Origin of the sequence: Vibrio nitrifigilis (assembly GCF_015686695.1) — a bacterium.
GTDB lineage: Bacteria > Pseudomonadota > Gammaproteobacteria > Enterobacterales > Vibrionaceae > Vibrio > Vibrio nitrifigilis.
The window spans coordinates 485,350-506,454 of record NZ_JADPMR010000004.1 but is presented as its reverse complement, the minus strand read 5'-3'; the positions used below and the strand labels follow the sequence as shown (position 1 = coordinate 506,454).

16 protein-coding genes are annotated in these 21,105 nt (G+C 43.9%); 4 read left to right on the top strand and 12 right to left on the bottom strand.

The window, feature by feature from the left end:
• Positions 1 to 74: 74 nt before the first annotated feature.
• The 9 genes from I1A42_RS18540 to I1A42_RS18500 all read right to left on the bottom strand — a co-directional run bounded on the left by I1A42_RS18540 (position 75) and on the right by I1A42_RS18500 (position 13,202).
• Entirely contained in the window at positions 75 to 1,892 is a 1,818-nt protein-coding gene (locus I1A42_RS18540) for a methyl-accepting chemotaxis protein (RefSeq protein WP_196124345.1), read from the bottom strand.
• Positions 1,893 to 2,152: 260 nt separating this feature from the next.
• Positions 2,153 to 2,620, bottom strand: coding sequence for an RNA-binding S4 domain-containing protein (locus I1A42_RS18535; protein WP_196125654.1), 468 nt, complete (start codon positions 2,618 to 2,620; stop codon positions 2,153 to 2,155).
• A gap of 144 nt (positions 2,621 to 2,764) precedes the next feature.
• On the bottom strand, positions 2,765 to 4,024 hold the full coding sequence (gene entS / locus I1A42_RS18530; RefSeq protein ID WP_161157843.1) for an enterobactin transporter EntS: 1,260 nt from the start codon (positions 4,022 to 4,024) through the stop codon (positions 2,765 to 2,767).
• A 63-nt stretch (positions 4,025 to 4,087) separates the two neighbouring features.
• Entirely contained in the window at positions 4,088 to 8,341 is a 4,254-nt protein-coding gene (locus tag I1A42_RS18525) for a non-ribosomal peptide synthetase (RefSeq protein ID WP_196124344.1), read from the bottom strand.
• Positions 8,342 to 8,373: 32 nt separating this feature from the next.
• A complete protein-coding gene (locus I1A42_RS18520; RefSeq protein ID WP_161157845.1) occupies positions 8,374 to 8,568 on the bottom strand; it encodes an MbtH family protein in 195 nt (64 codons plus the stop codon).
• Positions 8,569 to 8,673: 105 nt separating this feature from the next.
• A complete protein-coding gene (locus I1A42_RS18515) occupies positions 8,674 to 9,369 on the bottom strand; it encodes a 4'-phosphopantetheinyl transferase family protein (protein ID WP_161157846.1) in 696 nt (231 codons plus the stop codon).
• 90 nt (positions 9,370 to 9,459) lie between these two features.
• On the bottom strand, positions 9,460 to 10,344 hold the full coding sequence (locus tag I1A42_RS18510) for an isochorismatase family protein (protein WP_161157847.1): 885 nt from the start codon (positions 10,342 to 10,344) through the stop codon (positions 9,460 to 9,462).
• An 11-nt stretch (positions 10,345 to 10,355) separates the two neighbouring features.
• A complete protein-coding gene (locus tag I1A42_RS18505) occupies positions 10,356 to 12,005 on the bottom strand; it encodes a (2,3-dihydroxybenzoyl)adenylate synthase (RefSeq protein WP_196124343.1) in 1,650 nt (549 codons plus the stop codon).
• 15 nt (positions 12,006 to 12,020) lie between these two features.
• Complete coding sequence (locus tag I1A42_RS18500) at positions 12,021 to 13,202, bottom strand: isochorismate synthase (RefSeq protein WP_196124342.1); 1,182 nt, start codon at positions 13,200 to 13,202, stop codon at positions 12,021 to 12,023.
• A 175-nt stretch (positions 13,203 to 13,377) separates the two neighbouring features.
• Here I1A42_RS18500 and I1A42_RS18495 point away from each other — a divergent pair, with 175 nt between their 5' ends.
• The 4 genes from I1A42_RS18495 to I1A42_RS18480 all read left to right on the top strand — a co-directional run bounded on the left by I1A42_RS18495 (position 13,378) and on the right by I1A42_RS18480 (position 16,305).
• Positions 13,378 to 14,163, top strand: a complete 786-nt coding sequence (locus I1A42_RS18495; protein ID WP_196124341.1) for a 2,3-dihydro-2,3-dihydroxybenzoate dehydrogenase — start codon at positions 13,378 to 13,380, stop codon at positions 14,161 to 14,163.
• A 165-nt stretch (positions 14,164 to 14,328) separates the two neighbouring features.
• Positions 14,329 to 15,051, top strand: coding sequence for a nicotinamide riboside transporter PnuC (gene pnuC / locus I1A42_RS18490; RefSeq protein ID WP_161157851.1), 723 nt, complete (start codon positions 14,329 to 14,331; stop codon positions 15,049 to 15,051).
• A gap of 68 nt (positions 15,052 to 15,119) precedes the next feature.
• Complete coding sequence (locus I1A42_RS18485) at positions 15,120 to 15,848, top strand: nucleoside phosphorylase (RefSeq protein WP_161157852.1); 729 nt, start codon at positions 15,120 to 15,122, stop codon at positions 15,846 to 15,848.
• A 58-nt stretch (positions 15,849 to 15,906) separates the two neighbouring features.
• Complete coding sequence (locus tag I1A42_RS18480; protein ID WP_196124340.1) at positions 15,907 to 16,305, top strand: DnaJ family domain-containing protein; 399 nt, start codon at positions 15,907 to 15,909, stop codon at positions 16,303 to 16,305.
• Between the two features lie 77 nt (positions 16,306 to 16,382).
• On the opposite strand, the gene I1A42_RS18475 is transcribed toward I1A42_RS18480, so the two are convergent.
• From I1A42_RS18475 to I1A42_RS18465, 3 genes are all read right to left on the bottom strand, one after another.
• Positions 16,383 to 17,357, bottom strand: coding sequence for a LysR substrate-binding domain-containing protein (locus I1A42_RS18475; protein ID WP_161157854.1), 975 nt, complete (start codon positions 17,355 to 17,357; stop codon positions 16,383 to 16,385).
• A 397-nt stretch (positions 17,358 to 17,754) separates the two neighbouring features.
• Positions 17,755 to 19,611 carry a DEAD/DEAH box helicase gene (locus I1A42_RS18470; protein WP_196124339.1) on the bottom strand — a complete coding sequence of 619 codons (1,857 nt, stop codon included), beginning with the start codon at positions 19,609 to 19,611 and terminating at the stop codon, positions 17,755 to 17,757.
• A gap of 883 nt (positions 19,612 to 20,494) precedes the next feature.
• Positions 20,495 to 21,049 carry a phosphatase PAP2 family protein gene (locus tag I1A42_RS18465; RefSeq protein WP_161157856.1) on the bottom strand — a complete coding sequence of 185 codons (555 nt, stop codon included), beginning with the start codon at positions 21,047 to 21,049 and terminating at the stop codon, positions 20,495 to 20,497.
• Positions 21,050 to 21,105 lie beyond the last annotated feature (56 nt).

Genomic DNA, 21,105 nt, shown 5'->3' with positions numbered 1-21,105 from the left:
TCCTATAACGTAAAGAGAGCGCCACTGCGCTCTCTTTTTTATAATCTCTTCTCATGTTCAAAAGACGTGATTCATTACACTTTAAATCGACTGATCAAAGATTGTAACTCTTGCACCGATTGCAACTGAGCCTGACTGGTGAGGTTAGAGCTACGTGCAGCGTCACTACTTTCAACCGATATTTGGTTAATATCCTGCATCGACACGTTAATATCTTGCGTGACACTACTTTGCTCTTCAACAGCACTGGCAATGGTGAGATTCATGGATGAAATATTGCCAATCATGTCAGAGATTGTACTCACCTTATCGCCCACAACTTGGCTTTGAGAGTTGGTGTCCATCACTCGCTTATTCCCACCTTGCACCACTTCAGACACCCGTTTTGAGGTCGCTTGTAAAGTAGAAATCATTTTATCAATTTCTTCTGTAGACTCTTGTGTGCGCTGGGCCAGAGAACGAACTTCGTCTGCCACCACCGCAAAACCTCGACCTTGTTCGCCGGCTCGCGCCGCTTCAATAGCTGCGTTCAGCGCTAACAAATTCGTTTGCTCTGAAATGCCGCGAATCACTTCCAAAATCGTTCCAATTTCTTGGCTATCGTGGACTAACGTATCAATTTCCTGAGTGGCAGTTTCAAGATCACGCGTCACTTTACCTATATTTTTCAACATGGTATCAACGACTTCATTGACTTCGGTTGTACTTGCGACCGTTTCTTGAACCACGTTAGATGCATCGCTTGCATTGCCAGCTATTTCGTTAATCGCCTGTTCCATTTGATTAAATGATTCTTGCACATGGCTATTTTTTTGTAACTGCACTTCCATGGCTTTCATCGTTGTACCGCTGTTTGTAGCGGACTCACGCGCTTTATTCTCAATGTCATTACTGGTTTTAATAATGCCCTGAAAAATCTCGTGTAATGAACTTAAGAAGGTATTAATTCCCGCGGCAAGTTGGCCAATTTCGTCATCACGCTTCATATCTATGCGGAATGTCAAATCGCCACCGGATTGACCCAGTTTGTTAATATGCCCACACAAGAGTTTTAACGGATTAGAGATTGAAGAAGCAAATATCGTGGTCAACACAATGATTACCACGATGACTATCGCGATCAAAATAACAATGTTCAACACGCTGCTAGAAATCGCATTAAACACAGTATTCAAACTCTGTTTGTCGACTGTTTTTAATTCTGCAACCAAGGTATTTAGTTGAGTATTGATCTGCTGATTAAGTGAAACGACTTGCTTAGTATTAGCCACTATTTTTTCGGCGAGTGCTCTTAGCTCTCGGTTTGCTTTTCCTGCCGCTTCTGCTTTGGCCAAAGCAGGCGTACCTTGCAGCTTGACCATCGCATCGTCATTGGCTTTGTCGAGTTCGGTCAAGTAATCAAACAACTGTTTTTCATAACTTTTATCTTTCGACAGGTTCATGAATAACAGCCAAATTTTATAGTTGTTATCCGTGTGCGTCACCGCCGCATTCATAATTTGCCGCTCGAACGTCGTCACATCACTTCGTTTGTCAGCATCAATTAATTTAGCAATGATGTCATACATATAACTATTAGATTGATAGATCGAAACGGTAAAGACCTTATCAACATTACTCATCAACTGTTTATTGGTAGTAAACAGAGTATCAATTTGCGTAACTAAACCCGATACCTCACCGAGCTTCGTGGCAAGCATCGTATCTTTAAGACCTTGAGCTTGATGAATTTCCTGTTGGGTCGCTTGATATTCTTGCGCTAGTTTATCGAATCCACTTTGATTATTGATGAATTTTTCAGTATTCAACAACAACGTATCGAGTTGATCCAGCACGACTTTGCTACTGCTGAGCTCTTGTTGGGCACGATCAATCGATCGTTGAATATCCATATATAAAACGCCCACAATTACAATCAGTATCCCCAAGAGGATAATTGGGGAGAAAAGCTTTTTCTGAACACTCAGATTGGAAAGCGCATTTGTCATTTTAACCGCCGACTTATAAATGTAAAAAATTTAGCAAAGCTAATTGCACATCAAACATGTTTTGTGCCTAGATAAGGCTAGTTCATAGTCGGAGATATTGACAATTAACCCATAAAAAAAACGCCATACGGCGTTTTTTATATAACGTTGTTTTTTATAAGGTTTTAGAAGAAATCGATGCTAGAACGTCCGCCCGTGTTTTTCTTTGGCTTAGGTTCCGCTGTCGCAGATTGCGATTTATTGCTCTTCTTGGCGCTGTGGCCATTTTTATTTTGCTTTGGCTTATTAGAACGCTTCGTTTTACTGCTCGGTTTTTTCGCTTCCGGCTTGGTTTTAACCGCTGGCGCTTCAGTCACTGGCGCCTCACAAATCACCAAATAGAACTCTTGGTTAAACTCAATTAAATCGCCATCATACAACTTACGACGTTTACGAGTTTCGAACTCACCATTAACAGCGACATACCCTTCACTGATGGCGTATTTTGCTTCACCGCCACCACTTACGGCATTCGCTATTTTCAGCACTTTATAGAGTTCGATCGGTTGGGCATCCACTTCGACGCCAATCGCTTCAATTTCAATCTCGTCATCAGCGATGTCATTTTCATCAACGTAATCGTGTTGATCCATATCAGTCATGATTTACTCTCATTCACTATTTGTCCGCAGTGTACAAGTATGTCTTCAGAGTTTAAACCTTTATCTCACCAACATAAAAACGGCAACCTTAATGATTGCCGTTTATCTCCTACCCATTTGATATGTGGTGAACCGTTAAGACTTCCCTTTCGCAGGTGCTAAGTCAGGATCAAACATTGGCGTTCTTCTTAATGTGCCAAAGGTAAGCGACAACACCGTACCAATGCCCAAAGCGCCCAAACCAAAGGCCAAAATTGAAGCCGTTGGTGCCATCACTTTACCTAGTGCGCCTAACCCAAGCGCCCCAATCGAGTGACCCGACACATCTTGCGCTGTCCACAAACTGCTGACGCGCCCCATTAAATGGTTGGGTGTGTGTCCTTGTACCAGAGAGTACTGAATGATTTTGGTGACCGAACCTAAGTAGCCAAAGACCACCAGCACCGCGAGTAAAAGCCAGTAATGATGGACATACCCCATCGCGGCGATGGTGACAAACACACCCAGTGTACTCCACACCATGATTAAGCCCGGTTTTTCAGATTGATTCACCCACCCCGACATTAACGCACCAAACATCGCGCCTAATGGCATGGCAGCATAAAGCAATCCAGCTTCGGTTGGCGTACCGTGATAGACATCCAGCGCTAAGGTTGGGAACATCACTTTCACTGCAGTGGCTAAGGTTTCGAGGGTGCCAAGAGCAACAACACTGCCGACCAACTTGTGTTGAAACAAAAACTTAACGCCAATGGTGAGCGACTGCCACGGCGTTTCATCTTTTTGTACTTCCGCGCGCATTTTAGGTAATTGCAATAAAGGCAGTAATGTTAAGAAGGTAATGGCAGCCGCGATGCCGTAGTTCCAGCTCACCTCACCAGTTGCAATAATTAACCCACCAATGGCAGGAGAAAGCACCATGCCTGCACGCACAGTAAACATACTCAGTGCAGCCGCAGAAGGAATATTTTCACGACCAACGATCACTTGCATGCACGCCATCAAGGCAGTTACACCCAGAGCGGCAAAAAAGCCATTCCAGAGTGATAAGAAATAGAGCACGATTAAAGAAGGATCGGGCAGCATGGCATTGAGTGTCATAAACACAAAGCCAACCCCACATATACCACGAGCTAATAAGATGAGCCGTTTTCGCTCATATCGGTCGGCGAGCACCCCGCCAAGTAAAAGGCCGATAAACATGCCGCAGCCATCTAACGCCATAATCAGCCCTACAGCGAACGTAGAGTGTGTCATGTCATGCACTTGGATTGGCACTGCAACCATCATCAGGCCTAATGCTAATACAGAGACTAATCGAGCGATAAACACCATGCGAAAGTCACGGTTTTCTTTTAACAGGGAAAAGTCGACTAAAAAAGAGGATTTTTTCATAATAACGTCTTAATAAGCTGCTCCCAGAGTAGTCACTCTGGGAGCAGTATTCAGTGAGTGGAATCAGTTCAGTTGAGTATCGTTGCGAATCGCACGATCAAGCATTGGTCCCACAATTTTGAGTGTTTCCGGTTCCAAAATATCTTGGTGGCGTGTATCAATATGCAGTTGAGTTAACTCTCCAGCATACTGTGACCACACCTCTTCGATATCAAAATCAGGGAAGGTTTGGTCTGCAACGAACAGGTGCACACGGCCGGAGTAATAGGTCGTGTTGGCCGTAGCCATAATGCCAACCGCATACCCATAGTTCGCATCTACATCGGCCAACATTGCCTTTTGTGCTTCGCTCATTTCAGGCGCATCATCACCATTCTTCTCTTCTAAGAAAGCCGCTTTCTCTTTTTCAGCCACTTCTTCGTTCATCGCCGCATCCCAATCTTGGCATTCGGTTGGATAGGTATCGAATAAACCAACAAACGCAACCTCTTCCCCTTCGGCTTGTAATCGCGCAGCTAGCGTATGCGCAACGTTCCCGCCAAAGGAATATCCGGTTAGATGATATGGACCATGAGGTTGCACTTTTTTCAGCTCGTCATAATACATATCGCACGCTTCATCCATGGTTTTGGCGGTTGCTATCGCGCCACCATCAACCGGTGATTGCAAACCAATGATTGGGTATGAACCGCCAAGATAACGGAGTAACCCTGTATAGAGCCAAGAAAAACCAGAGGCCGGATTAATACAGACCAGAGGCGCACCTTCACCACGGCGAATAGGCAGAACTTTTTCCAGCCCAACCATAGATTGACCATCTGTGCCTGCATCAAGGCATTGCGCCAACGCTTCAACACTCGGGTTAATGATGATTTGCCCTACAGATAACGTCTGACCGGTCTTTTCCTGAATTTCAGCAGCAAGGCGCATACACAGCAGTGAATGTCCGCCTAACGAGAAGAAATCATCTTTCACCGTGACTGAGCTGACTTGCAGTAATTCACAGAATAAATCGGCAACAATACGTTCATTGTCACTTTCGGGTTGACGGCCTTGGTGACCACCTTCAAGAGTTGGTAGCGGTAACGCTTTGCGATCCAACTTGCCGTTTGCACTGAGTGGAAATTCTGCTAATTCAACAATCGCGACTGGCACCATATGTGACGGCAGTAAGGCTTGCATTTGTCGGCGCAGATCGGTGGTGTCTAACGGTGCCTGTCCTTCTAAGGGAATAGCATATCCGACGAGCTGGCGATTATCGGCACCCGCCATCACCGTTTGCGTTTCTAATGTTTTGGCGCAAACCACCGCTTGATGCACTTGCGGTAATTGTTGTAAACACGCTTCGATTTCACCAAGTTCAATCCGTTGACCACGGATCTTTAATTGATCATCGCTACGGCCAAGATATTCGACTTTACCAGAAGATAACCAACGCACGACATCACCGGTGCGATACATGCGTTCGCCTTCTTTGCCGTAAGGGTCTGCAACAAAACGATCCGCCGTTAAACTGCTGCGGTTTAAGTACCCAACCGCAAGCTGCTTACCCGTCAGGTACAATTCACCCGGAACGCCCACGGGCACTTCGCGTAAAAAGCTATCTAAGATACGCAGTTGAGTATTCCAAACGGGTAAACCAATTGGCACACCGCCACTGGTACTTTCTTGTAACGCCTCACCAAACGCTGGGCAGTAGGTGACATCAACGGCAGCTTCTGTTGGGCCGTATAAATTATGCAGCGGCGCATCAATATGGTGCTGATAAAGAGCGGATAACTCTTTGGTTAACGCTTCACCACTACAGAAAACACGGCGTAATGTAGAGGCCACCTGATCACCGGCATCCACTTGGCTATCCACATAAGCGATAAAAGCCGCCAACATTGAGGGAACAAAGTGCGTGGTGGTGACATGATAATCTTCAATCAAATGCAGCAACGCATCTGGATCTTTATGTACTTCTGGCGGCGCCATCATCAGGCTCGCACCTTCAATCAATGCCCAGAAAAATTCCCACACGGACACGTCAAAGCTACATGGCGTTTTTTGCAACACAACATCACTGCTATCAAGTTGATATTCATGCTGCATCCAAGCCAATCGATTGACAATCGCACCATGAGAAACCAGTACGCCTTTAGGATTACCGGTCGAACCAGAAGTGTAAATGATATACGCACCATCTTCTGGATTCAGCGGACGATTATGTGTTAATTCGCTGGCCGGTTCTGGCAGTTGATCAAGCAATAAAATATTAGCCTGCTGTTCAAATAGTGGCGCAAATTCAGAAGTAGTGATCACCAAACTTGGTTTAGCGTCATCGACCATATAGGTTAAACGCTCAACTGGATAAGTGACATCTAAAGGCAAATACACAGCGCCAGCTTCAATCACCGCGTTAATCGCCAAACTCAATTTTACGCTACGAGGTAAAGCGACGGCGACAATATCGCCACCTTGTACCTCACGTTCAACCAGTTGGTTGGATAACCCTTGTACACTTTGACGCATTTCGCGATAACTGAAATGATGATCGACATCCAACAATGCCGGGGCATCAGGCGTTTGCCACGCTTTTTCACGCATCAGCTCACGTAGCGTAGTATTGGGTAATCTCACTTCGGTTTGATTAATTTGCGTGAGTAACGCGCGATCAGCCTCAGTCTGCAAATGATATTCACGAACCGGTTTAGCGGGATCAGCAATAATTTGTTCGATCAGTAATTGCACTTGTTGAGCAATACGCTGCGCGGAATATTTGCCATTTCGATACGCCACGATCATTTCCACACTATCACCAGGAATCACAAATAGCGTTAACGGATAATGGGTATAACCGCGATTGACAATATTATCGAGGGTTAAATGATGGTAGTTTCGCCCGACCCACGCTTCTTCATCTGGGAAGTTTTCTACCGATAGCATGGTGTCGAATAAGGTTTCACCACCAATCAAACGTTGAATGTCGCCCAGTCCTAATACATCGTTTTCCAGCAAACCGATTTGTTCTTGCTGAACTTGAACTAACTGTTCAACTAAGGTTTGTTGTGGCGTGAGAGCCATACGCACCGGGATCGTGTTCGTGAACAAGCCGACTTGCTGGTCAATGCCAGATACTTCAGCAAAACGTCCTGAAATAGGTGAGCCAAAAATGACATCTTCACGCCCTGTCATTGAGCCTAAAATCAGCGCCCATACACCCTGCATTAAGGTGTTTAAGGTCAGGCCTTGCTCACGACATAATGTATACAGTTTAGCTGACTGCTCTACCGATAGATTAAACCCATGTTCAATGACTTCATGACGCTCAATCTCACCATCGTAAGCCATGGTTGGCATCGCTTTATCAAGTTGCTCACGCCACAATTTTTCAGCCGCTTTACGATCACGAGCGGTCAGTTGATCAACAATCGTTGCGTAAGGGGTGATATCACGATTTTCAGCGGTATTGCCGTGTTGATACCCATCAAGTAAAGTTTTCAGAATCATCGGGGTAGACCAACCATCAACAATAAGATGGTGTTCAGACACGATCACGCTATGATGATTTTCGCCATGATGTACTACGCGACAAAACAGCAAAGGCTTGTCAGGGCATGTGACATCAAAGCGACGTTCAATTTCGTTGAGTTTGATCGCCGCTAAACGGCGTTGTTGTTCTTCACCTGAAAACGCCGTTAAATCTGTTTCTTCCACTGGCCATAATGGGCCTTGCTGTTTGTGGGGATCAACCAGAATTTGTAACGTTGTATCAGCAATATCACTATCAAATCGTATCCATAACTGCGGATGCTGTTTGACGACATTATCTAGGCTTTGTTGAAGACGAGTCGCATCGTATTCACCACGAAATTCCATGATAGAAATCGCATTATAATTACTGCCTCGCTCAGCGAGTTGCGATTGAAAATAGAGCCCTTTTTGCAGCGGTAATGTGTGTAGCACATGCGTGACTTCACCATACTTCTCGCGAACTTTGCTCCACTGCTGCGACGTTAACTCTACCGATAAATCGGCTTTTGCTGCTACTGCAGAAGATTTCTTTTTCGCTTTGCGAACTTTCGCAGCTTGCGCGATATTACTCAGCACTTTGCGAGTAAAAATATCCTTTGCCTTAAGGACAAAGCCACGTTTGCGCATCTTGGTTGTCAGCGCCATCGCTGTAATACTATCGCCACCTAGTGCGAAGAAGTCATCACTCGGGAGTACTTCATCAACGCGTAGCAATTCGGCTACCACGTCGCATAAAGCTTGTAACTGAGCACTCTCTTGAACTGTGTTTTTCTCAGTTTTAACCATTTGAGACATCACCATTTCTATTCTTCCTTATTCCTATAGATGACGATTTATGATCGGATATCAGACCAATGTTGGTCGATGTACTGCGTGCATTGGGCTTTGATTTCTGGTCCATATACGGCAGTCCAACCAGGAGGAACAGGAGCGAAATTTGGCCATAAACTGTATTGATGCTGGGTATTTATCAATACAAGAAATTGATGTTTTTCATCATCGAATGGGTTGATATATTGATCTTTCATTGATTAACCTAACGTCTACTTTGCATCAAAAATCGATGTGGGTTTCCCCCAATCTAGGGCCGTGACAGCTGACCTTTCAGTGATGTTGTATAATCTGCCCCAGTGTTACCAGGTTACAGATGTGATCACCTGATTTTTAATCCAATAAAAATGACATAAACAGCGCTCGATTGAGAGCTCATCCTGCAAATTTGGGGTAAGGGCAAACGTGAGCGTGCTTGCTTGGCTATTCCCCGCAATGAGCTTTGCGTCCGAGAAATCGAGATAACGTTTTACTCTTGGGTAAAGCGCTTTGAAGAGGCTTTCCTTGGCTGAAAAAGCCATGGTCAGTTGTTGAGCTTGGTCATAGGAGCATTGGGCATCATCATTCAAAGATGCAAGGCAGCGTGCTTCCTGCTGATTAACGACCATTGGGCCGACATCCGATACTTCTTGAGTCGTCAATTGCTCTTGTACATCCACACCTATGGCTTGGCAGTCTGATTTCATCGCACACGTGGCGATAGCCAAATCGTCACTGTGAGAAATCGACCCAACAACGGAATCAGGCCAAATCGGTGCGCGATGCTCTCCGATTTCAATAAAAAAATCGGAGTATCCCAACGAGCACAACGCATCATTAGCTGCAGTTCTTCCTGCAACAAATTCTGCTTTACGCTTATTCACTGCATTGACCAACGTTTCCGGCAGTGGAACAAGGCAAGTATCCGTGCGTTCATTGAACTCATGGCGATGGAACTGACGCAGATACAAGATATGTTGGCCTAATGTTAGTGGTTGGCATACTCCGATATAGGACATGTCACTGTTCTCTCTAAACTCTTTAATCAATAATCGGTCACCAGTATTAAGCAACCTGTTGCTAATAACCAACTATTTGATAAAAGGGAACTATTTTGTCTGTTTTGCTTCAATAATCTGCCACCATTGATTCACGGTCGGCTGTTTTGTTAACTCAGATAGCTCGATTTTCAGACCCGCGTGTTGCCAGCCCTTAACCAAGGTTTCTGCGTGTGATGGCTCTAAGCCAGATTCAATCAGGTTTTCATCATCAAAAATTTCGCGAGCTAAACGGTTCGTCATCGCCGCAATTTGTGATTTCAGTCCTGCTTTACTGGTGGGTATACCTGTACCTTGCGTTTTCACCTGCACGCCACGGATAACGTCATCGTAAGTCGTGACAAAACCACAGCGTTTCGATACATAATTCAGTGCATGAATGTGCTCTTCACGAGAAAAATCACCCAGAGAATCAGAGACAAAGAAGGCTTGAATGTCATACATAAACGCATCGGCAGCTGTCAACATACAACCGATATGGGCATAAACACCGACAATGATCAGTTGATCGCGTCCGGTTTCTTGCATCATGGATAACAGATCAGAACGTTTGAAGGCACTGTAGCGCCATTTGGTATACACGATATCGTCTGCTTGCGGTGCAAGCTCAGGCACAACTCGCGTAATGCTGTCATCATCAATTAACCCAGTACCCCAAAAATCGGTGAGCAACGCTCGATCGGCGGGATCTTGATCACCAGGTTGCGCGGTATAAACCACTGGAATACCTTGCGCTTTGCAGGCTTCTTTGATGTTTTTTACGCGTTCAATTAATGTGCTTTTCAACGCCTCATCGGCATAAAAATCCAGAAAATACTGCTGCATATCATGAATCAGTAATACCGCTTTATCCGGGTTCAGTGTCCAATCCACTTTGTTCTCAACACCAAGCATTAGGTTGTCGAGTGAATAAGAATTGAGCTTTGGAATGGCCATTAACGAGGTCCTTATGCAGTTGTAGCAAGTTGTGTTGAATAAATTGTGCGAAGTTTTTTCTTATCGATTTTGCCCACTGGGGTTTTAGGCAAAGCAGCGATGAATTCGACGTGATCGGGAATTTTGAAATCTGCCAATCCGCAATCACGTAAGAATGTTTTCATATCTTGCGGGCGAATATCTGCCTCACCAGTTAAGACGATGACAGCGCAGCTTCGCTCGCCCATGTACTCATCAGGAATCGCAATTAAGGCTGCATCATGAACCAGTGGGTGACGTAGCAATTGGTTTTCAATCTCTTCAGCGGCGATTTTCTCACCACCTCGGTTGATCTGATCTTTATCGCGACCAGTCACAACCAAATTGCCTTCCGCCGTCATACGGACGATATCGCCAGTGCGATAAAACCCTTCCGGAGTGAAAGAACGTTCATTGTTGTACGCTGATTTGTAATAGCCGCGGATGGTGTAAGGGCCTTGAACGGTTAGGAAACCTTCCTCCCCTTGCGCCACTTCATTACCTTGCTCGTCAACGATACGCACTTCATCGTATGCCGAGATAGGACGGCCTTGTGTTTCAGTTATCATCTCAAGAGGATCATCAAGTCGGGTGTAGTTAACCAAACCTTCAGCCATACCAAATACTTGCTGTAACTGGCAATCAAACAGATCGGGTAACTTCTTCGCCGCCGTTTCGCTGAATTTCGCACCGCCCACTTGGATGACTTTTAAACTGGATAAGTCGTAGTCATCATCTTCTTGCACTGTTTCCATCCAGAGCAACGCCAAAGGAGGAACAAGGGCAACGAAATCTACTTCGTGTTCTTCAATCAATTCAAACGCCGCATCAGGTGAAGGATCATCACCAACGATTACCGTGCCGCCAGCCCAAAAAATACCTAAGGTGCCAGGGGAGCTCAGAACATAGTTGTGGGCAACAGGCAACACACAAAGAAAGCGCGTGTTCTCATCGATTTCACAGATTTCATTACTGCCGATGACACTGTAAGCGTAATCATCGTGAGTACGTGGGATCATTTTAGGTACACCCGTCGTACCGCCAGATAACTGGAAGAATGCGACTTTATCTGAGGTGGTGTTTTGGCTGTAATCCGGATCTTTACGGCATTGATCAAGTGCAATAAATCGATCATCAGCGATATCACACTCACCCTTGACTAAAACGTACTGTAACGATGGAGCGTCTTGGACGACTTCTTGCGCTAATGTTTTGTAATCAAAGGAGTAATCATCACCATTAATGATGTATGCTTTCGCACCTGCGTGCTGACAGAAATAGCTGATTTCTGCTTTACGGTGTGCAGGTAGCGCCATTACTGGGCGAATGCCCTTTTGAATCAGACCAAAATAGCAGAAGAAAAACTCTTCAGTATTGGTCATTTGCAATACTACATTATCGCCAGCCACCAAACCTAAATCACTGAAGCCTGCAGCATAACGCCCGACCTCTTGCACCATAGCTTGGTAAGAGTATTCACGGTCTTCACAAATAATGGCTGTGTTTTCAGGAAACTGATTCGCACTCTCAACTAAGTAGTCATAGAAGGTTTTACCTTCCCATAATCCTAACTCACGATATTTTGTGGCCAGATGTTCTGGCCACGGTGTGAATTCTATTTCATCCATAGAAATGTCATTCATGGGTACTTATCTCTCCTAAGCTTTCAGCATTTCTTTAAGATCGATGCCGGCAGCAGATAAGAATGTACTCATCTTGGCACCTGTTTCGTCCAGTTCACTTTCCGGTTGTGATTCGTCAACAATTCCTGCGCCAGCAAAGACTTTCATTGAACGTTTTTGCACTTCTGCACAACGAATAGTAATCACCCATTCACCGTTACCACGCGAATCGCACCACCCCACCATTCCGGTAAAGTAACCACGATCGAACTTCTCGATATCACGAATGGCATTATAGGCCGTTTCACGCGGGAAGCCACATACAGCAGGTGTTGGATGTAGATCAGCTGCAACAGTTAACGCTGTTGTAGTTGGCTCACTGGCCTCACCTTCCAATAGCGTTGAAAGGTGCAACATCGTCTTAGTTTCAATCACAGATGGAATCATCGGGGTGTGCAAATGATGACAATAACGGCTCAACACGCGTTCTACTTCCTGAACAACAAGACTGTGTTCATGTAAGTCTTTCCCTGTATTAAGGAGTGACTGTACGTGTTCAGCATTGATCTCAGCACTTGCAGAACGAGGACGAGAACCCGCTAGTGGATTCGATACGATATGAGTACCATGTTTAGAACAAAGCAGTTCTGGGCTCGCACCCATCAATTTATTGCCATTACCTAATGCTGCCGAAAACGTATATCCCTTAGGATTACTTTGCAGTAAGCGATTAAGTAGCGCCCTTTGGTCGATATCTTCATCGGTTGCGACTTCAATCGCGCGCGATAAAACCACTTTATCGAGTTCGGTATTAGCAAATAATTCAATAGCATCGAGTACACCTTGCTTGTACTGCTCTCCAGTAGGACCCGATATTAATTTGCCATTAGCGCTTTGGATTTGATCGTCAATTTGCGCCCGAGTGCTACTAGAAACCGACAATTCCTTAGGGAGGATAAAACGAGTCGGGTTTTCTTCACTAAATGGGACGATACCAAACAACATTGGGTTGTCTGATGGATCATTTTTGGCTTCTTCTAACAACTGAGAAGCGGTTTCAGCAAGTTTACTGAACGGGATAGCTTGATTAAATTCACGCTCAACACCATGACCAATGAAAGTACAAGTTGGTGACGAGAAAAAGAACGGCGTACTATCAAGTTCTTGATTTGAGGTGATTTCTGACATTTGGCTAAAGCCAATTACTTCACGCTTCATCACAGATTCCTTTTACTTATAACCTGTTTTGGGACAGACATCTCGATTGAGAAAAAAAGACTACCCGATAACAGATGCAAATGCTAACTATTATCATTATTATTTTAGAATGTGGTAATATCCATAGACACAGATCACATTTATTGATGTTTTTAGCAAATAAAAAGGGTAAATTATGAGCGTTCACGCTATTCAGAACACCGTATTGATGACAGGCGCATCGCGCGGAATTGGTCACGCAACACTCAAAACGGTCCTGAATGCAGGCTATCGAGTGATTGCCACAGACTATCAGGCTGAGGCATTATTCACCGCTTGTGCTGAACTTAAAGAGCAATTCGGTGATGCATTAATTCTTCACCCTCTCGATTTAACTCAAGTAGATGAAATTGCTCCGGTGGTTGAGCAGTTAATTAAAGAATATGGTCCGGTTGACCAATTGGTAAGCTGTGCGGGTATTTTGCATCTTTGCCCGATTCTCACCATGAAATCACACGACATCGCTCATACATTTAACGTCAACGTGTTTGGGCAAGTGGCGTTAATGCAAGTACTTGGTCAGCACATGCAACAGCGCGGTAAAGGCAATATGGTCATTATCGGCTCTAATGCAGCGAATACACCGCGGGCAAATATGGGCGCCTACGCATCATCAAAAGCCGCGCTGCACATGATGGTGAAATGTATGGGGATGGAATTAGGAGAACAAGGCATTCGCTGCAATATTGTCAGCCCGGGCTCAACCCGTACAGACATGCAAATGCAATTATGGAATGAAAATTACGGTGAAAAAGAAGTGATTGCTGGCGACGCCAATACGTTCCGTCTCGGTATTCCTCTTGGGAAAATCGCAGAACCGACAGACATTGCCCAAACCGTGCTTTTCTTAATGTCGGATGCAGCCAATCACATTACATTGCACGATTTGCGTGTTGATGGTGGTGCGACGCTCGATAACTAACACGAAGTAATAGGCGCTGAAACGATCTCGTTTCAGCGTTTTTCATTGGTTCGATTTCACCCAACCTCAACCGCCCTTAGTAACCACTCTCTTGCATATCTTAATCACTAAGTAGCATAATGATTCGTGACTATTCATTATGGATGACCAGACGAAGGAATCACTATGTCGCTACTCGCTTTTTTTGATATCAACAACACTTTGGTAAATATTCCAATCGGTTCTGGCTATGCTATGTCTTGGATTGAAGCTGTCGGCACGCTCTTTGGATTACTCTGTATTTGGTATGCGAGCAAAGAGAAAACCATTAATTACCCGTTTGGGCTGATCAACGTGACACTCTTCGCGATTATCTTTTTTCAGATCCAACTTTACGGCCTGTTATTGTTACAACTGTTTTTCTTTGTCGCTAATGTTTACGGATGGTACGCGTGGACACGCCAAGATGAATATGGTGACACATTAGAAGTGCGCTGGATGCCAGTGCAACTATTAACGATCACCAGTGTTTTATCCATCATTGCCATCGCTTTACTCACCCTCTATATCGATCCATTCTTCACCGCACTTACCCACCTCGCGCTCAGTGTTCTAAGCTTATTTGGTGGCCATATTGCATTACCGGAATTAAGTCCTGATGCCTACCCTTTCTGGGATGCCGCTATTACCGTCTTTTCGATTGTGGCGCAGATCTTAATGACAAGAAAATACGTAGAAAATTGGATACTTTGGGTGGTGATTAATCTAATTAGTGTCGGTGTATATGCCGCCCAAGGCGTTTACGCACTCTCTATTGAATACGTTATTTTGCTATTTATTGCAGCCAACGGCACTAAAGAATGGATTCAAACAGCAAAGAATAATCGAACACCAGCCGTTACAGCGTAATTTTTCATATCCAACCTCGTAAACCTAGCAATTTTACGAGGTTGCAATTAACAAGGACCTGAATTGTTATGAGCATACAGCCTCATCTTACTGTCGATGAAAGCCAAGTATCAGATAAGGTGATTGTTTGCGGCGAACCGGATCGCGTCAATCGCATTGCTTCATTATTACAAAATCCTATCCCCGTTGCTGAAAACCGAGAATTTCGTCTCTTTAACGGTGAATACCGCGGCCAGCCAATTACCGTTTGTAGCACTGGTATTGGTGCGCCATCAATGCTTATCGCTCTTGAAGAATTGATCGAATGCGGCGCAAAATCAGTGGTTCGTGTCGGTTCTGCTGGTGCCTTACAAACACACATCGCTTTGGGCGAATTGATCGTTGCAGAGGGTGCCGTGCGTGATGACGGAGGGTCATTATCTTACGTACCCGCCAATTATCCTGCCACCGCCGATTTTCAACTGCTGAGCAAAATTGATCACTTCTTAAGCCAACAACCGCGTCCGTACCATATTGGTATCGTGCGCTCACATGATAGTTTTTACCGCGACGATGAGCTAGAAATATGCCGAAAATGGAACAAAAAAGGCATATTAGGCGCCGATATGGAAACATCTTCTCTTCTGACCGTCGGTCGGCTACGTGGTGTTAAAACCGCCTCTATTTTAAATAATGTGGTGTTGTTCCAAGCTGATGTTAAAGAAGGAATAAACCAGTATGTTGATGCAGATACCGTGATGATGGATGGCGAACGCATGGCAGCAAAAGCGGCACTTGAAGCGTTGACGACGGTGTAAGCGAGTTATGTTAACCATTATTCATAGAGTTCGTATTAGGTAGAGGGAGCAATTGATCATGACTTTCTTAATCGATCAACTGGCAGAACAACGAATCCTTGCGGCGATTGAAAAAGGCGAGTTAGAAGATTTGCCCAAACAGGGGCAACCGCTGGAACTTGATGATGATCGAGGCGTACCGGAACACCTTCGGATGGGCTATAGAATTCTAAAAAACGCCGGGTACATTCCACCGGAGCTACAGCAGCGTAAAGATGCACTTGAACTGTGTGATTTAGTTGTTCAAAGTGACGCTGATTCCCAAGAGACTCAGCAAGTGTTGCGAGATATTCGCAAGTTAGAATTAAAAATGCAGCTAAAAGGCATCGATACTCGCTTTATTCATCGCTATTTAATGAGTAAACACATTAACTTAGTACCTTCTTCTCATGAAGAGGAAGATCACTCAAACTCTTAAACTCATACCAACAAAAAAGCGAGCCAACGCTCGCTTTTCTATTTAATTGTTTAATCGCAGCAATTTAATAGCAGCAATTAATAAATCGGCAACTCAATATCTTTAAATAGGGTTTCGATTTTAGCTGCATTACTGTTGGCAATCACTTCTTCCATCAAAGGTTTGGTCAAATGCGGTGCAAAAGAACCCAAGAAATCGTACATATAGTTATGCAAAATAACGTCTTTGCTGAAACAGATCCATGCTTTACACGGCTCTAGTAAATGATCAAGGTTTACATATTTTAAATTGGTGTTAGCAATATCTGTCGCCGCTAGATTCGACATCAAACCGACACCAAAGTTAAGCGATACGTAGCGCTTGATGACATCGGCATCCATAGCACTCATAAAATACTTAGGCTCACACCCAGCGGCCGTCATCGCTTCATCAATACATTCGCGTCCGGTTGCCCCTGGTTCGTAACTCAATAATGGATACTGTGCGATCTGTTCAAGAGTCGGCTTTTCAATACTTGCCAGAGGATGATCTTGGTGAACCACCATCCCCATACGCCACAAATACGCCGGCAAGGCAATTAAGTCTGTGTCGGGAGCAACAATCTGTGCCACGATAGAGAAATCCGTATGACCTTTACTGATGCCGCCACGGGTATCAGAAGGAATGGTTGGATACAGGTTGAAGTTAACGTGAGGATAGCGCTTAGTAAAAGTCGCAACACTCTTCGGCAATAGGTAACTTGCAATAGTATGTGTCGTGTAAATATTAAATGTACCTTTACCCGGATCTACATACTCAGCCGCTATCGCTTTAATCTTTTCTTCCAATAGCAGCATTTTTTCGACTTCTTCGAAAACTTTTTCACCGATATCAGTAATACGTTGCAAGTGTTTACCGTGACGTTCAAAGATACGTACACCTAACTCTTGCTCAAAAAGAAGAATCTGCTTACTTACCCCTGGTTGAGTTGTGTAGAGTGATTCAGAGGCCGAAGATATATTAAGGTTATTATCTTTGACTGCCTTAAGATACTTTAACTGCTGTAACTTCACGTTTTAGGATTCCTCTTATTATCTGTATTTCCAATGAGTTTAGATTTACCTGACCCATTACACACAGATCAATTAACCACTGACTAACTCGTCTTTTACTTATGATAGGGATTGTTCCCCGTTAAATCTACGTTGACGAGTGTTTTATATCGCTGTTCGTCTAATCAACCAGCAATTATGACAAAATCACTGACACCAAATCGATAGGCAAGCCGATTTATGATGTTCTATGCGTATATTTGAGGCGATATTACTCTAAACCTCAATAAAATTAAACTGATACATCATCTTAGTCTGTTTATTATTTAACGCTAATTTATATAATTAACAGATACTTGAGATTAATAAAACGGATTCATCAGGCAAAAAAAAGCCCGCTAGCGCGGGCTTAAAATCATTATGCGTCTTGGTGTTGACGGCGTTGGCTATGACCACGTTCACCACGGTGGTTACCACGATGGTCTCCGCCACGGTTACGATCAAAGCGACGTTCACCACCACGACTGTTACCGTTACCACGGCCACCGCCGTTACGGTTACCGTCAAAACGACGACCGCCTTCACGACGACCACCACCGCGATTTTCACGGAAGTCGGTGAAATCACATACAACAGCATCCACTTCTTTCTGGCGAATACGTAGTTTACGTAATTTCTTAGTCACGCTTTCAGACATGCTCTTAGGCAGCTGAACAAAGGTGTGACCTTGCGCAAGCTTGATAGCACCGATAGAACCTTTAGTTAGGCCAAGTTCGTTTGCTAGTGCGCCAACGATATCTTTAACCTGAACACCTTGTTCACGGCCAACTTGTAATTGGTAAGTTTCCCAATCTACATTGCTGTTACGACCGAAGTCACGACCACCGTTATCACGGTTCTCACGACGCTCACGACGACGCTGTTTGTCACGTTCAATCGCTTCTAACATTGGGTCTTCACCAACATAAAATAGTGGGCGTTTACCTTGTTGACGTTTTAGAAGCATTGCCGCCAAAGTCGTTGCGTCAATATCTAAAGACGTTTGAAGTTTGTCTACAAGTTCTGCAAATTTATCTAACGCTTTATGTTCTTTTTCAGAATCCAACTCGCTAGCCAATTGGCTTAAACGAGATTCTGCCACTTTGTCGCGGTGTGGCAATTGAATTTCTTCCATAGAAGAACGAGTAACACGTTCGATAGTACGCAACATACGAATTTGGTTAGTACGAACCAATAGGATCGCTTTACCTTTACGTCCAGCACGGCCAGTACGACCGATACGGTGGATGTATGATTCCACATCAAATGGAATATCGTAGTTGAATACGTGAGTGATACGCGGCACATCAAGACCACGAGCAACAACGTCAGTTGCTACTAGAATATCAATCACACCTTTTTTAATGTGGTCAACAGTACGTTCACGCAGTGATTGAGGAATATCACCGTGTAGCGCAGCTGCTTTGAAACCACGAGCACTCAGCCAATCCGCAAGACGTTCTGTGTCTTGGCGAGTACGTACGAATACGATTGCAGCGTCTGTTTCTTCTGTTTCAAGAAGGCGAGACATTGCTTCGTCTTTTTCAACACCTTTCACTACCCAGAACTGTTGTTCTACTTTTTCAACAGTTTGGTTAGAGCCAGCAACGTCAATACGAGCAGGTTCACGTAAATAACGGTCAACGATGTTTTTAACCATCGGAGGCATAGTCGCAGAGAACAACACGCGTTGTGCTGTTTCTGGTGCCTGTTCCATAATCCAGGTTACATCATCCACGAAGCCCATTTTTAACATCTCGTCAGCTTCGTCAAGAACGAAGGTATGACACTCATCAAGATGTAGGCGTTCGCGAGTAATCAAATCTTTAACACGGCCTGGAGTACCAACAACGATATGCGCACCTGATTTAAGAGCACGCATTTGGTCCACGATAGATGCACCACCGTAGATTTCCAGAACTTTAAGGCCTTTAACATTTTGGCCTAAATTTTTCACTTCAGCGGCTACCTGAATTGCTAGCTCACGAGTTGGAGCCATAACGATAGCTTGTGGTTTACGCTGAGAAAGATCTAATTTGTTCAACAGCGGAAGAGAGAATGCTGCTGTTTTACCTGTACCTGTTTGCGCTTTACCAAGCGCATCACGTCCCTCAATCAGGACAGGGATTGACGCTGCTTGAATTGGTGTTGGTTTCTCGAAGCCCATTTCTGTTAGGGCTGATAAAATTGCACTGTTAAGTGCTAAGTCACTAAAATGAATGACAGTCTCTTGCATGGGATTCCCATATTAATAAAAAAAACCAAGGTCCCACGAGCTTTACCATTTCCAACCAATCCAACCAAATAATTGCTGATTCCGTTCAGATGCGGATAAGTATTAAAACGCATCAAGCCACTTGGGACATACATAGGGAGGCGGATTATTCCCTAAAAGCACAAAAAAAGCTAGGAAAAATTGAAATTCATCACAATATTTTCGCACTCCTGATAAAATCCTGACTTAAAGCCCCCCTATTCCACTACTTTTCTAGCCTTCCAGCCATGATTAAGCACATTTATCTAAGGTTGCTACAAATTGGATTCGACATACAATATATAGCTCAACTTTGACACGAATACGGATTATTTTTCAATTTTCTTTCTATTCATCCATTTCGTTCTTACAAGAGCTTTTTTTATTAAAAACACTCATAAATTCAATGGATTTAACTTTTAATTTACCCATTAGCATTTTCGACCAACGCACAAAGTCTGATCTTAATCACACGGTCAATTCCGATAAAATCGCAGCACATTTTGCTGAGTATAGAAATACAACTGTTTTAACGTATATTAAAATAGAAATCGGTTTTAAATTAAAAATTATCCCCGCTTTATCTATAATCAATACCAAATGCTCATTTTAGTCACTTTTCCTCTCTACACTCATACAACATAATGATTCATAAGATCTATTATTCATTTAATTTGAAATAAAAATTCATAAATGATTCGTTATAAGATCCTTATTTTTGATAATTAAACTTCACAAAACTTCATTTTTGTCAGATAGATAGTAATTTGACTGATTGCTAACCTCTAATTCTAGAGAGTTTGTTTATACAACATAGAGACATTGAATGGTTACTTTTTATACAAAGTGGGCATTGTAACGCTATTCAATACTGGTAAGTGATCTCTAAACCATAATTATGAGCTTCAATATAAGGGACAATAGCAAGATTGGTAATAGATACTCCTCGCTTGGTAATTAAATATTGAATGCCAGTACCAATCGCCATTCCTGCAGTCACATCACGCCAGTAATGACGCTTAGCATCCACTCGTGAATAAGCGACCGCAGCAGCTGCCAAATAAGCGGGCACACCATAAACATAACCATATCTAAACTGAAGATATGCGGCTGCTTGTGCAGCACTGGATGTATGAGCTGAAGGGAAACTATGGCTGGTACCATCCGGTCGTTCTGCATCAATGGTCGCTTTGAGCGCCTGAGTGGTCAGCGATGTCCAGATAGCACCTTCGCCCAATTGTAAAAATCCCTCACCATCGAGGTGAAATATCGATATGGCAGCGGCAGTAAACGGTAAACCAAATTGTGCACTATCGCCAAAATGCTCTAAACGATCACTTTTAGCGAAGATAGGAAAAGATATCGAGCTGGTCAGTAAACCAGTGATGGCGGTTAAAGTTACTAAGAAACGTTTTTTCACTGTCTCCCTCTTCTATCGAAAGTCTTGTCATCATTGTTAACCCCGCCGAGTCACTG

Bases quoted from the DNA above. Each gene is read 5' to 3' on its own strand.
- I1A42_RS18540 (WP_196124345.1), bottom strand. From the start codon at position 1,892: ATGGATATTCAACGATCGATTGATCGTGCCCAACAAGAGCTCAGCAGT.
- I1A42_RS18535 (WP_196125654.1), bottom strand. From the start codon at position 2,620: ATGGATCAACACGATTACGTTGATGAAAATGACATCGCTGATGACGAG.
- entS (WP_161157843.1), bottom strand. From the start codon at position 4,024: ATGAAAAAATCCTCTTTTTTAGTCGACTTTTCCCTGTTAAAAGAAAAC.
- I1A42_RS18525 (WP_196124344.1), bottom strand. From the start codon at position 8,341: ATGGTGATGTCTCAAATGGTTAAAACTGAGAAAAACACAGTTCAAGAG.
- I1A42_RS18520 (WP_161157845.1), bottom strand. From the start codon at position 8,568: ATGAAAGATCAATATATCAACCCATTCGATGATGAAAAACATCAATTT.
- I1A42_RS18515 (WP_161157846.1), bottom strand. From the start codon at position 9,369: ATGTCCTATATCGGAGTATGCCAACCACTAACATTAGGCCAACATATC.
- I1A42_RS18510 (WP_161157847.1), bottom strand. From the start codon at position 10,344: ATGGCCATTCCAAAGCTCAATTCTTATTCACTCGACAACCTAATGCTT.
- I1A42_RS18505 (WP_196124343.1), bottom strand. From the start codon at position 12,005: ATGAATGACATTTCTATGGATGAAATAGAATTCACACCGTGGCCAGAA.
- I1A42_RS18500 (WP_196124342.1), bottom strand. From the start codon at position 13,202: ATGAAGCGTGAAGTAATTGGCTTTAGCCAAATGTCAGAAATCACCTCA.
- I1A42_RS18495 (WP_196124341.1), top strand. From the start codon at position 13,378: ATGAGCGTTCACGCTATTCAGAACACCGTATTGATGACAGGCGCATCG.
- pnuC (WP_161157851.1), top strand. From the start codon at position 14,329: ATGTCGCTACTCGCTTTTTTTGATATCAACAACACTTTGGTAAATATT.
- I1A42_RS18485 (WP_161157852.1), top strand. From the start codon at position 15,120: ATGAGCATACAGCCTCATCTTACTGTCGATGAAAGCCAAGTATCAGAT.
- I1A42_RS18480 (WP_196124340.1), top strand. From the start codon at position 15,907: ATGACTTTCTTAATCGATCAACTGGCAGAACAACGAATCCTTGCGGCG.
- I1A42_RS18470 (WP_196124339.1), bottom strand. From the start codon at position 19,611: ATGCAAGAGACTGTCATTCATTTTAGTGACTTAGCACTTAACAGTGCA.